We start from the raw sequence: 13,339 nt of genomic DNA, 5'->3' as shown, positions 1-13,339 counted from the left end.
GATGAATTGCATTTGCACCGCAAATGCATATTATTCCCTGATAGCTCAGTTGGTAGAGCACTCGACTGTTAATCGAGTTGTCACAGGTTCGAGCCCTGTTCGGGGAGCCATTTGCTCTCATAGCTCAGTAGGTAGAGTGCATCCATGGTAAGGATGAGGTCACCGGTTCGATCCCGGTTGAGAGCTTTGAAAATGGGGCCCGTTGGTCAAGGGGTTAAGACACCTCCCTTTCACGGAGGTAACAGGGGTTCGAATCCCCTACGGGTCATATAGATGGAGGCTTAGCTCAGCTGGGAGAGCATCTGCCTTACAAGCAGAGGGTCGGGGGTTCGATCCCCTCAGCCTCCACCATCTAATTAATGGGGATTAGCCAAGCGGTAAGGCAACGGACTTTGACTCCGTCATGCATAGGTTCAAATCCTATATCCCCAGCCATTTTATTACGAGTCATTAGCTCAGTTGGTAGAGCACCTGACTTTTAATCAGGGTGTCGAAGGTTCGAGCCCTTCATGACTCACCATTATATGCGCGTGTGGCGGAATTGGCAGACGCACTAGACTTAGGATCTAGCGTCTTTGACGTGGGGGTTCAAGTCCCTCCACGCGCATCCCTTATTTGCGGAAGTGGCTCAGCGGTAGAGCATCGCCTTGCCAAGGCGAGGGTCGCGGGTTCGATTCCCGTCTTCCGCTCCAATATTTTGCGCCCTTAGCTCAGCTGGATAGAGCGTTTGACTACGAATCAAAAGGCCGGGAGTTCGAATCTCTCAGGGCGCGCCATTATTTTTTTAGTATCGGGATGTAGCTCAGCTTGGTAGAGCACCTGGTTTGGGACCAGGGGGTCGCATGTTCAAATCGTGTCATCCCGATTGTTGTTATGCGGGTGTAGTTCAATGGTAGAACTTTAGCCTTCCAAGCTAATAGCGTGGGTTCGATTCCCATCACCCGCTTACATGACATAATGAAAGAGCCTTTGCTGATGCAGAGGCTTTTTTATTTATATTTCACGGTTTAAAACATCAACAATTATTATATGTAGAGTACATTTCTTGCTAAAAAGAGCCAAGACCCCCTATGCCTTTAAACTAGGGAAGTCTTGGCTCTTGTGCTTACTTCTGTTTACTTCTGCTTCTGAGGTTCCCCTAAAATGCAGCAGTAGTGATTATAACATGCCTTAATTAGTGTTAACGTTCGTTACGATCCGTCACTCTTTTACGCATGCCAGCCAGCCCCAGCAGTCCCAACAAACCGAGCCAACCCCAATCCATACCATTATCACGGTCGTTTGTAGTGGCGTTAGCACGCACATTGTTGGTACGATAGTCACCATTGTTGCGGTAGTTTCCATCCATGTTCATATTCATGTTGGAATTAGTGTTTGTGCGGTCCATGTAGTTGGTGTCCTGATAAGAGCGAACACGTGAACCGTTGGTGTTGGTATCCACACCTTTGGACATTTGACCATCAGCAGCTGCTGGACCCGCCAATGCTGCAACCAGCAGTATGGATGCAATAGTTGTAGTAGCTTTCTTCATCATTTGGAATCCTCCTTTTTGGTTAGAGCTATAAATTAATCTGCCCAAGAAGACAAGAACAATATGTAGAAATGTTCTGTTAAGATATCCCTGTGGTTACAGTGAATTAACAAGTACATAAGAAAGTCGCCTAATAAGCAGACTGTAGTGGTTAGAAAATTTATATTTACATCTTTAATTTATTACGTCACTGTGGTAAAGTATACAAAAGCTTGCTTTGCCGGTCATGTTTCTTTGTATATCATCTGTTCTCAAACAATGAAATTATGCAGTTTAACCTTACGATCAGGTACCATGGAATCATATCTAAAGTAACTGTATATTTATAAATTTTTAAGCATAGGTATGAGACATTTGATTTATCTAAAGTACGTGAAAAAGGTATCATGCGACAGCATATGACCATTAATTGAAGCAGAACAAGAAAATGAATAAAAAAGCGTGTTTTTGTGCTGTAAATCGGGGATAATCCCCATTTTTTCTAGTAGAAAAATAAAGATTTTCGTGCCATTTTATTGTATGATGTTATGAAGGTGTCAAATTTACGTGTACGAATGGAACGATCAGATGGGAGGATAAGCATGACTGAAACTATGGTAACCGCCAGCAAAAGCCAATCCAACAACCTGCTTCGGCGAGACGTGCGGTTCCTGGGCAATATACTCGGGGAAGTTCTTGTCCATCAAGGCGGCACGGAGCTTCTAGATATCGTTGAGAAGATTCGGGAAACGAGCAAATCGTTGCGTGCAGAATTTCTGCCAGAACTGTATGCAGAGTTCAAAACGATGATCCAGGAATTAGACTCGGACAATCGTCATCAGGTTATCCGGGCTTTCGCAATTTATTTTCAATTAGTTAATATTGCTGAACAAAACCATCGGATCCGGCGTAAACGGGATTATGAGCGTTCTGCAGGGGACGCGGTACAGCCAGGATCAATAGAAAAAGCAGTACAGGATCTTAAGGAACGTGGACTGTCTCATACGGAAGTAGAAGAGATTCTGGACGAATTATCACTGGAACTCGTTATGACAGCTCACCCAACCGAGGCCATGCGCCGGGTTATACTGGACATCCACAAACGGATATCCGAAGATGTCATGCTACTTGATAATCCTACGCTGACGTTACGTGAACGTGAACAGTTGCGGGAGAAGCTGTTGAATGAGGTTATTACACTCTGGCAGACAGATGAACTTCGCGACCGCAAACCGACTGTACTCGATGAAGTGCGGAATGGGATGTATTATTTTCATGAAACGTTGTTCCACGTACTTCCGGATGTATATCAGGAGCTGGAACGCTGCCTGAACAAATTTTACCCTGACCATGACTGGCATGTGCCGACGTATTTGCGGTTCGGTTCCTGGATCGGTGGAGACCGGGATGGAAATCCTTCGGTAACTTCAGATGTAACATGGCAGACGCTGTTGATGCAACGCAAGCTCGCTTTGCGTGAATACCAACGGATTATGATTGAACTTATGGGCCATCTCAGCTTCAGCACGAACATCATCCATGTATCGGATGAGCTGGTGCAGTCGATTGAGCAGGACCGTAGTTGTGTTACATTGAAAAAAGTGGATATCTGGCGGAATGAAAAAGAGCCATATCGCATCAAGTTGGCTTATATGATTGCCAAGCTGAACAATGTATTAGACGAGAACAAATTAGGTCAGCCTGACCGTTATCATAGCGCTCAGGATTTGATTGATGATCTGATGATCATTGATCGAAGTCTGCGCCATCATTTTGCCGATTACGTAGCTGATACGACTATTCGCAAAATGATTCGTCAAGTGGAGTTGTTTGGTTTCCATACCGCAGCATTGGATGTGCGTCAGCACAGCAAGGAACATGAAAATGCGATGTCTGAGATTCTGGCCAAAATGAACATTGTAGAAGATTATGCGCGTCTGACAGAGGACGGTAAAATCGATCTGCTTGCTCGTTTGCTGGATGATCCGCGTCCGCTTACTTCTCCTTATCATCAATACACGGAGGGAACCAAAGAGTGTCTGGATGTCTTCCGTACCATTAAGCGTGCCCAGAATGAGTTCGGGGCCGGCTGTATCACAAGTTACCTGATCAGTATGACGCAGGGCGCAAGTGATTTGCTGGAGGTTATGGTATTTGCGAAGGAAGTGGGCTTGTTCACCAAAGGACACAACGGTGAAATTACATCTACACTTCAAGCAGTGCCACTGTTTGAAACGATTGATGATCTACATGCGGCTTCGGATATTATGCAGAAGCTGTTCAACCTTCCTGTATACCGCGCAAGCGTAAGAGGACGCAATGAACTGCATGAAATCATGCTTGGTTATTCAGACAGTAACAAGGATGGCGGAGTGGTTACAGCCAACTGGGAACTGCGCGTAGCAATGAACGCCATCACGGCTGTAGGTAATGAACATGGCGTTAAGCTGAAGTTCTTCCATGGACGCGGTGGAGCTCTTGGACGTGGCGGCATGCCGCTCAACCGTAGTATTCTTGCTCAACCACCGCATACGATTGGTGGGGGGATCAAAATTACGGAGCAGGGAGAGGTTATTTCTTCCCGTTATTCCCTTCAGGGGATTGCATACCGCAGTCTGGAGCAAGCAACTTCGGCTCTGATCACAGCAGCACTCAATGGTCTTGAGCCGCAAGAGTCAGCATCCGAGCGTCATTGGGATAGCATCATCAAAGAGATTTCGGAAGTATCCCTGACAAAATATCAGGATCTGATTTTCCGTGATCCGGACTTCTTCACCTTCTTCAAGGAATCAACACCGCTTCCGGAGGTTGGTGAACTGAATATTGGTTCCCGTCCATCCAAGCGTAAGAATAGCGATAAGTTCGAAGATCTGAGAGCGATCCCTTGGGTATTCGCTTGGACACAAAGTCGTTATCTGCTTCCGGCATGGTATGCGGCAGGAACAGGACTGCAAAGTTACTATCAGGATAAAGAGGAAAATCTGAATGTCCTGAAAGAAATGTATGCAAGCTTCCCATTCTTCCGCACGCTCATTGATACGGTGCAGATGGCAATTGCCAAAGCAGATCTTGTGATTGCCAAAGAATACTCAGCCATGACTTCCAACAAGGAAGCACGTGATCGCATTTACGGTCAGATCGAAGCTGAATTCAAGCTCACAAAAGAGCTGATTCTTAAAATTACCGGAGAAGCTGAAATTCTGGATGATGTACCGGTTATTCAAGAATCCATTCGCCTTCGTAATCCTTATGTAGATCCGTTGTCCTACATGCAAGTTCAACTTCTGAGCGAGCTCAGAGATATGCGCGAACGTGGTGAGGATGATACGGAACTGCTTAGAGAAGTATTGCTGACCATTAACGGCATCGCTGCGGGACTGCGTAATACAGGTTGATTATCAAACTGTTCAAATGAATGATTATATGAAACAAAGTATCCATTACTTTGTTAACTAAAAGCTCCATTCTCTGCTCTACGGAGTGAGAGATGAAACGGGACTCCTGCTGGAGTTCCCGTTTTTACTGTTTTTGGCGGATATTTGTCATACAGTCTTGATTTTTGACCAAAGTTGATTTACGATTTGATTGGTGAATTACAAGTGTGGACGGGTATCAGAAGACGGAAGACCCATCAGCATGTCTGGGGGAATAAGGGTGGACAATTTGGAAAATAGGCTTGTGAAACTGGTGCTTAAGGGCGACCAGAGAGCCTTCGCAGAAATCGTTGAACTATATAAGGACAAGCTGTTTCATTTGGCATACCGGATGCTGAACAATCGTCATGAAGCTGAAGACGTTGTGCAGGAGACGTTTTTGCGTGTGTTTCGTAATATGGAGAAGTACGATCCGAACCAGAAGTTTTCAACCTGGATCTACCGGATTGCAACCAATCTGTGTATTGACCGACTGCGCAGAAAGAAACCTTCATACTCGTTAGATGCCGAACTGAATGATCAGGAAGGATCTGATGGTTATGCGATGCTCCCGAGTGATGATCGCACACCGGAGAGTGAAGCACTCCTGTCAGAGACGCAGACACTCATTCGTGAGGCCATTGACAGTTTGCCAGCCAAGTATAAGTCCGTTATGATTCTGAGATATTTACAGGACTTGTCGCTACAGGAAATCAGTGATGTGACAGGTATGCCCGTAACAACGATCAAGACACGCGTTCATCGGGGCCGTGATTTTCTACGCAAAAAATTAGAGTATAAGTTATAAATGTTAAACGCCTTTAAATCTGGGCGAAATTAATTGAAACATATCCGAAACGGATGCGTATGTAATGTATGCAAGTCTTATGCGTGCTTTTTAATGGCTCATGGACTAAGTGATTTAAGAAAGGATTGGCTCTCATATGGATTGCAACTCGGCCGTCTCTTTAATGCATGAATGTTTGGATGAGTCGTTGTCCCCGGCCCAGAAGGTTGAACTGAAAAGTCACCTTGTGATCTGTCCGGATTGTCGCATGCGCTTTAAAGAGTTGGAACAGACGGAAATGCTACTCTTTGCCATGAAACACTATTCACCGTCTGCCTCGGATGAGCTGACCAATCGAATTATGAATGCTCTGCCCCAGCCCAAGAGACAGCAAGTATGGCTCAAATGGGTCAAAGGACATCCCGCGCTGACGGCGGCAGCCTTCTTTTTGGTCGTGATGCTCTTTAGCGCCTTGAATTTCTGGAATCAGAACAACGAAATGGTCGTTAAGGGAAATAATCTGGACCAGATCGTGATTCAGGGTAACACGGTTATTGTTCCTGAAGGTAAGTCTATTGCTGGCGATCTTACGATAGAAAATGGAACTGCACAGGTATATGGTGATGTGAACGGCAATCTGACGGTTATCGACGGACAACTGTTTCAGGCTTCAACGGCGCATATTTCAGGTCAGGTGAAAAGTATTGATCAGGCGCTGGACTGGTTCTGGTACAAAATAACCAATATGGTAAATGAAGTAGCTTATCGCTAGAACAGGGTAAATCTTCAATGGTATATACCAAGCAGGGTACCTCCGGATTGCATGGGGTACTCTTTTTTTATACGTAAACTTTGTAATTCATGGTAAATGTGATGTTTATGCGCAGTTTGTGACTGCCGTAACTTGCAACCTGAACGTTAACGTTATAACCTAGATACTAAAGAGAACATACTACTACATATAGATAAGCATTTTGCAGGAATCCAATGATGCCAAAATGCGGAGACAAAGGATTATATAAAATCCTAATGGGTTAATATGAGATCAGGGTTCACTCATCAATGGGGATAGCGGGGGCTGGCTTATGAATTATTTTGCTGACTTAACGTGGAAAGAGTCCATTAAGGACGTTATCGATATATTGATCGTTACCTATATTATGTACAAACTGATTTTGCTTGTGCGGGGTACGCGTGCGGTTCAGCTCCTAAAAGGGATTCTGTTTCTTGTGCTGATCTGGGCATTAAGTACGTGGCTAAACCTGTATACGCTCAAGTGGTTGATGAACCAGATGTTTACGTTTGGTGTCGTTGCGGTGTTCATTATCTTTCAGCCGGAACTGCGTCGTGGTCTGGAGCAATTGGGACGTGGGAAGCTGTTTGGACGTTCAGCGGCAGCAAGTGATGAAGAGTTAACGGTGTTAATTGGTGAGATTATTAAGTCTGTTAATTATTTGTCCCGGCGTAAAATAGGTGCATTGGTCGTATTTGAACGTGAAACGGGTCTGAACGATTACACGGAATCAGGCATTAAGATGCAATCTCTCGTCAGCTCCGAGCTGATGATTAACATCTTTATTCCAAATACACCGCTCCATGATGGAGCCGTCATTATACAGGGAAAACAAATTTCGGCGGCAGCCTGTTATTTGCCATTATCAGAAAATCCGTTTATCAGCAAGGAATTGGGAACACGCCACCGTGCAGCAATCGGGATTACCGAAGTTGCAGATGCGATCTGTTTGGTTGTCTCTGAGGAGACAGGACAGGTGTCGCTGGCGATGAATGGACAGGTCGTTCGTGATATTAAGGAAGAATCGCTGATTGCCAAATTGTATGAGGAGTTGCGCCCTACTTCCAATCTGAAAAAGAATGGCTGGACAACCTTCTGGAAACGGAAGGGAGGACGTAACAATGGATAAGTGGTTTAACAACAATAACTTTGCCAAAATACTTGCACTTGCGGTGAGCCTGCTGCTCTGGTTCATGATTCATCTGGATGAAGTACCAACCACCCCTACGATTACGACAGGGACAACCAATAAGGTTGTGGAACGTACGGTGCCTGTTCAACCTTATGGATTAGACAGCAACAGTTATGTGCTTACTTCACTAAGTACGGATGAGGTCCGGCTGGAAATCAAAGGGCAGCGTTCGATGCTTACATCGATTTTTACCAATGACGATTACAAGGTACTGGTCGATCTGAGTCAGGTGAAAGATGGGTCCAATACACTGCCGCTGGTGCCAGATCTGCCTTCCGGGGTAGAAGTGGTCAGCATGGAGCCTTCCATGGTTACAGTGAATGTAGAAAAATTGGGTACCAAATCTTTCAATGTGAATATTGTACCCGAAGGAGAAGCCTCCGCCGGATACAGCGCTGGAACGCCCGTAATTGAACCTTCAGCTCCGGTTAAGGTAACTCTGCCCGAAGGGCAACTTGAGGCTGTAGCGAAGGTCCAGGGCAGTGTGAGCGTGAGAGATGCCAAGGAAGATGTCATCCAGAAAAAAGTGAAACTCCAGGCATACGATGCTGAAGGTAAGGTCCTTGAAAATGCGATTATAACGCCACAAACGGTTGAAGTCCGGATTCCGGTCAATCAGCCCTATATATCTGTACCCTTAAGAATCAAATATTCGGGACAGTTGCCTGAAGGCCTGGTTCTCTCCACGGTAGAGCCAAGCGTGAAAGAAGTCTCGGTTTATGGATCAGAGGACGCACTTGCGGGTATACAGGCCTACGACCAAGTAACCCTTGATCTGACGCAGTTTGAGCAGTCAGGTACGTCGACAGTTAACGTGGACTTGACGCCGCCTTCCGGTTTTGAGAAAATCGAGCCTAGTTCGATTCAGATTAAGGTAACCATATCCCCATTTGACGAGGCAGAGGAGACGACGAAAGTCTTTCCAAATGTCCCCATCACACTTACCGGTGCGGGGAATGGATTGGAAGGTACGCTGGTTACGCCTCGAAGTGGGGGTCTGAACCTCACACTTACAGGCTCAGCTAGTATGCTCGAGGGTCTGAGTAGTGATGATCTCACGTTGACGGGGGATCTTGCTGGGCTTACGGTCGGAACGCATGAGATTGAGCTTGAAGCCGACCTGCCCCGTTTTGCCAAACTGGATGAATCATCTAATGCTCTGAGTGCAACGGTCAAAATTAGTGAAAAGGCTGAAGATACAACGACCACTCCTGGCGAAGACCCGACAGATGAGGGAACGGTAGCACCTGATCCTGCACCAGCCGAGGTCGAAAATGGGGAAACCGAGCCTGTTCCTGATGAAGAAGAGACGGAATCGAATACGGACAATCAGGATCAGGGTCAACAGGGGAGCACAACCAATCAAGGAAGTTTAAATAACAATAACAGCGGTAGTGGCAGTAAAAGTGGCTCAAATCCGTAACGTTCTAATTCTAAAATTCTCAAAAAATAATAACAGTGCTCGTATATGATGCGAATAGAAGGAGTTAAATCATGGGGAAATATTTTGGTACAGACGGTGTAAGAGGGGTTGCCAATAAAGAGCTAACGGCAGAGCTGGCTTACAGCATTGGACGTTGTGGTGGTTACGTGCTTGCAGGTGGTGTGGAAAGACCGAAAGTGGTTATCGGCATGGATACTCGTATCTCGGGATTGATGTTAGAATCCGCTCTGGTTGCAGGTCTGTTGTCCATCGGCGCTGATGTAATTCGTCTGGGCGTTGTGTCCACTCCGGGAGTGGCATACATTGCACGTTTGTTGAAGGCTGATGCGGGCGTGATGATCTCGGCTTCCCACAACCCGGTTGAGGATAACGGAATCAAGTTCTTTGGCGGAGATGGCTTCAAGCTGTCCGATGAGACAGAGAACCGGATTGAAGAGCTGATGGATGCGGAGACAGATCAATTGCCACGGCCAGTTGGTGGCGGTCTGGGTACCGTAACGACGGATGAAGAATCCCGTTATCGCTACCTCGATTTCCTGAAAACGACTGTAAATGAGTCATTCTCCGGTCTTAAAATTGTTCTGGACTGTGCAAACGGAGCAGCTTATGAGCTGGCACCGAAATTGTTCAGTGAACTTGGTGCAGAAGTCATCGCCATTGGTGCTGAGCCTAACGGCCTGAATATCAATGAGCAATGTGGATCAACTCATCCAGAGAACCTGAAACAGGAAGTACTCAAACATAAAGCAGATCTGGGTCTTGCTTTTGACGGGGATGCCGATCGTCTGATTGCTATTGATGAGACAGGTGCTGAGGTGGATGGAGACTTCATTCTGTGTATCTGTGGTGATGCAATGAATCGTGCAGGCAAGTTGAAGGACAGTACTGTTGTATCGACCGTTATGAGTAATATCGGATTCTACAAAGCAACGGAGAAACTTGCACTGAAAACAGCTAAAACGGCAGTAGGTGACCGTTATGTGATGGAAGAAATGCGTCGCGGCGGATACAACCTGGGCGGAGAGCAGTCCGGCCATGTTATTTTCCTGGATTACAATACAACCGGAGACGGTATGCTGACTGCGATCCAACTCGTGGATACACTCAAGGCTTCCGGTAAAAAACTGAGTGAACTAAAAGCGCTGATGACCCAGTACCCACAAGTATTGGTCAATGTGCGAGTTGAAGATAAGAGCAAATACGAGGGCAATTCTGCGATTGAGCAAGCTATTGCTACAGTAGAACAACAACTCGGCGATAATGGGCGTGTACTCGTTCGTGCTTCAGGTACTGAATCTCTGATCCGTGTTATGGCGGAAGGACCAGATAAAGACGAACTTGAACAATTTGTGTCTCAAATCGCAGATGTAGTGCAAAAAGAACTGGTATAGGAATGGAAGAAATCCCTCCTTCATACGGTTCTTTAAAGGGAATTGTTGTGTAAAAGGGGTCTAATAGAACAAGATTTAGGACTTATAGTGGAATATTCCTGCGTCCCGGCCTGATGAGACCAAGGGTCCGATTATCCGGTCGGGATTGTGGGTAAATATGCTGAAATTGTCACAGGTACTTTGCTCCATTGCAAAATGGACCTGACGTGCATATAATGAGTGGAGTCGTCATTCAGACACAGAAAGTGAGGAACGAGGTTACAGTTACACAAGCGCCAGAGCTTGGAGTTGCGCGGGATGGTGTTGATCAGGATTTCTTCTAGGTTGAAGAACGGCTGATTAAGATCAACGGCAATCAAGCTGACGAGGTGGAGGTGTTCGGATTGTTCGGCGGGGACCTCCCGGTGAAGCACCAGAGCCGTAAACCGGATTGCGGAAAATGGATAGGTGACTGTCCACACAACGCGCCGGTGCAGGTGCAAGAGTTAAACTAAAATTCAAATGAATGTGCGCGAAGAGCGTAAACAGTACGCGGACGGGAAAATGATGTACATTCATGATTGCATTCATAACAGCTTATGATGACTGCGGGGCGACACGAGGTCGCTCTGATCATTGATAATTGAATAGGTAACAAGTATTCATGAACCGCTAGGCAATCACTCATTTTTTCGATATGCCGCCTCTGCCTGTTTCTCTTCGTGACACAGTATTCATATACAAACGGAGGAAATAAACTATGTGCGGTATTGTTGGATATATTGGTAATAAGAACACTCAATCGGTATTGGTCGAAGGCTTGAAGAAACTTGAGTATCGTGGTTATGATTCTGCAGGTATCGCGGTATTCACACCGGAAGGTCTGCAAATCACGAAAGCTCTCGGTCGTCTTGCGAACCTTGAAGCCAAGCTGGATGGTGCACCATTGGTAGGTAATGCCGGAATCGGACACACACGTTGGGCAACTCATGGTAAACCATCGGATGAAAACTCTCATCCACACACGGATGGAAGCCAGAAGTTCTCTGTTGTGCATAACGGTATTATTGAGAACTACCTGGATCTGAAGGACGAATTGATGGCTCAAGGTCACACGTTCACTTCCGAGACAGATACTGAGGTTATCTCTCACCTGATCGCACGTGAATACAATGGTGATATCGTTAAAACAGTGCAAAAAGTGATCACGTTGTTGCGTGGTGCATTCGCACTGGGTGTATTGACAGAGCATGAGCCGGAGAAACTCGTAGCTGTGCGTCAAGCAAGCCCATTGATTATTGGTATTGGTGAAGGCGAGAACTTCATTGGTTCCGACATCCCGGCAATTCTGGAACATACACGTAACGTGTACATTCTGAATGATGGTGAAATGGCTGTATTGACACATGATGCTGTCGAATTGATGACGATTGAAGGCAACTTTATTTCTCGGGAAATGATTCGTGTCGATTGGGATGCTGTAACTGCAGAAAAAGGCGGATTCGAGCACTTCATGCTGAAAGAAATTCATGAGCAACCAAAAGCATATCGTGATACAATGCTGGGTCGCATCGATAATGAAAGCAAAAAGGTTCAACTTCCTGAGTTGAAAATGACAGAAGAACAAATTAAAAATATCCGTAACGTTCAAATCATTGCATGTGGTACAGCTTACCATGCAGGTCTGGTTGGACGTACAGTGATTGAGCAATTGGTGCGTATTCCGGTTGAAACAGATGTGGCTTCCGAGTACCGTTACCGTTCCCCAATTGTGCACAAAGATACACTCGTAATTGTAGTAAGCCAATCCGGTGAAACTGCCGATACGCTTGCTGCATTGCGCGAAGCACAATCCAATGGCGCACATGTACTGGCAATCACAAACGTAGTGGGCAGTTCCATTGCGCGTGATGCAGATGATGTTATCGCAACATTGGCAGGTCCTGAAATTGCAGTAGCTTCTACCAAAGCGTATACTTCACAGTTGATCGCGTTCAACTTGCTGGGTCTGTACCTTGCACAAGTTCGTGGTACTCAATCTGCAGAAGAGATTGCACACACGCTGGCAGCGATGCAAGCATTGCCTGAACAAGTGGAATCCATGTTGGAGCAAGCGGAGGCAATCAAAGGATATGCTGAGCAAATCTCCAAACATGAACATCTCTTCTTCATCGGCCGTGGTCTTGACTATGCAGTAGCTCAAGAAGGATCGTTGAAACTGAAAGAGATCTCTTACATTCACTCTGAAGCTTATGCTGCGGGTGAGTTGAAACACGGTACACTCGCATTGATCGAAGACGGTATCCCTGTTATTGCCCTGGCAACACAGGAGAACGTACTTGAGAAAACAGTGAGCAACATCAAAGAAGTGAAAGCACGTGGTGCGGATGTACTGGCAATTACGTACGAAGAGCACGTAGCACCATTGCTGAAATCCGTAGACCAAGCGTTTGCAATTCCTAAGACGTTGCCATTGCTTAGCCCGGCTCTGTCCGTGGTTGCGCTGCAATTGCTGGCATACTACGCTTCCCTGGCACTGGGTCACGATGTGGATAAACCACGTAACCTGGCGAAAAGCGTAACGGTTGAGTAAGGGATTGGCTAAATTCTTATAGTAGTAACGAAACGAAGATATATTAAAAGGGTCCTGATGACTTTGTCATCAGGACCCTTTTTGTTATAAACACATTATTCAATTTTCAATCCAGATCAGCATAAAGATATTTTATTAAAAGATTATACGGTAGCGGGGTTAGAGGATGTAAGCACTGTTACTATAGGGTAATGCAGTCGAGTTTCATCGTTTCTTGAAATCTATATCCAGTTACAG

General features: G+C 45.9%; 8 protein-coding genes and 11 tRNA genes. 18 read left to right on the top strand and 1 reads right to left on the bottom strand.

Annotation, left to right across the window (positions count from 1 at the left end):
* Positions 1–34: 34 nt before the first annotated feature.
* From WFI24_RS25690 to WFI24_RS25640, 11 genes are all read left to right on the top strand, one after another.
* Positions 35–110: transfer RNA gene (locus WFI24_RS25690), tRNA-Asn, on the top strand.
* A 3-nt stretch (positions 111–113) separates the two neighbouring features.
* Positions 114–186: transfer RNA gene (locus WFI24_RS25685), tRNA-Thr, on the top strand.
* A 10-nt stretch (positions 187–196) separates the two neighbouring features.
* Positions 197–268 (top strand) — tRNA-Glu (locus WFI24_RS25680).
* A 7-nt stretch (positions 269–275) separates the two neighbouring features.
* Positions 276–351: transfer RNA gene (locus WFI24_RS25675), tRNA-Val, on the top strand.
* A gap of 9 nt (positions 352–360) precedes the next feature.
* A tRNA-Gln gene (locus WFI24_RS25670) sits at positions 361–435 on the top strand.
* Positions 436–444: 9 nt separating this feature from the next.
* Positions 445–520, top strand: a tRNA-Lys gene (locus WFI24_RS25665).
* Between the two features lie 6 nt (positions 521–526).
* Positions 527–607 (top strand) — tRNA-Leu (locus WFI24_RS25660).
* Positions 608–617: 10 nt separating this feature from the next.
* Positions 618–692: transfer RNA gene (locus tag WFI24_RS25655), tRNA-Gly, on the top strand.
* Positions 693–699: 7 nt separating this feature from the next.
* Positions 700–776 (top strand) — tRNA-Arg (locus tag WFI24_RS25650).
* A gap of 15 nt (positions 777–791) precedes the next feature.
* Positions 792–865, top strand: a tRNA-Pro gene (locus tag WFI24_RS25645).
* Positions 866–875: 10 nt separating this feature from the next.
* A tRNA-Gly gene (locus WFI24_RS25640) sits at positions 876–946 on the top strand.
* Positions 947–1,180: 234 nt separating this feature from the next.
* Here the strand turns inward: WFI24_RS25640 and WFI24_RS25635 are convergent.
* A complete protein-coding gene (locus tag WFI24_RS25635; protein WP_145325923.1) occupies positions 1,181–1,534 on the bottom strand; it encodes a WGxxGxxG family protein in 354 nt (117 codons plus the stop codon).
* 578 nt (positions 1,535–2,112) lie between these two features.
* Between WFI24_RS25635 and ppc the strand changes: the two genes are divergently transcribed.
* The 7 genes from ppc to glmS all read left to right on the top strand — a co-directional run bounded on the left by ppc (position 2,113) and on the right by glmS (position 13,102).
* A complete protein-coding gene (gene ppc, locus WFI24_RS25630) occupies positions 2,113–4,905 on the top strand; it encodes a phosphoenolpyruvate carboxylase (RefSeq protein WP_336764866.1) in 2,793 nt (930 codons plus the stop codon).
* Between the two features lie 259 nt (positions 4,906–5,164).
* Complete coding sequence (gene sigW / locus WFI24_RS25625) at positions 5,165–5,731, top strand: RNA polymerase sigma factor SigW (RefSeq protein ID WP_017692117.1); 567 nt, start codon at positions 5,165–5,167, stop codon at positions 5,729–5,731.
* A gap of 136 nt (positions 5,732–5,867) precedes the next feature.
* Positions 5,868–6,482, top strand: a complete 615-nt coding sequence (locus WFI24_RS25620; protein WP_017692118.1) for a zf-HC2 domain-containing protein — start codon at positions 5,868–5,870, stop codon at positions 6,480–6,482.
* Between the two features lie 313 nt (positions 6,483–6,795).
* Positions 6,796–7,632, top strand: coding sequence for a diadenylate cyclase CdaA (cdaA, locus tag WFI24_RS25615; protein WP_145325921.1), 837 nt, complete (start codon positions 6,796–6,798; stop codon positions 7,630–7,632).
* Complete coding sequence (locus WFI24_RS25610; protein ID WP_336764865.1) at positions 7,625–9,118, top strand: CdaR family protein; 1,494 nt, start codon at positions 7,625–7,627, stop codon at positions 9,116–9,118. The genes cdaA and WFI24_RS25610 overlap by 8 nt, the downstream gene beginning before the upstream one ends.
* Before the next feature lie 71 nt (positions 9,119–9,189).
* A complete protein-coding gene (gene glmM / locus WFI24_RS25605; protein ID WP_145325919.1) occupies positions 9,190–10,530 on the top strand; it encodes a phosphoglucosamine mutase in 1,341 nt (446 codons plus the stop codon).
* 739 nt (positions 10,531–11,269) lie between these two features.
* Entirely contained in the window at positions 11,270–13,102 is a 1,833-nt protein-coding gene (glmS, locus tag WFI24_RS25600; protein ID WP_145325918.1) for a glutamine--fructose-6-phosphate transaminase (isomerizing), read from the top strand.
* The last annotated feature ends 237 nt before the right edge of the window (positions 13,103–13,339 follow it).

Origin of the sequence: Paenibacillus sp. USHLN196, from assembly GCF_037144955.1 — a bacterium.
Classification (GTDB): domain Bacteria; phylum Bacillota; class Bacilli; order Paenibacillales; family Paenibacillaceae; genus Paenibacillus; species Paenibacillus xylanexedens_C.
This window is presented reverse-complemented; position numbering and strand designations above follow the sequence as displayed.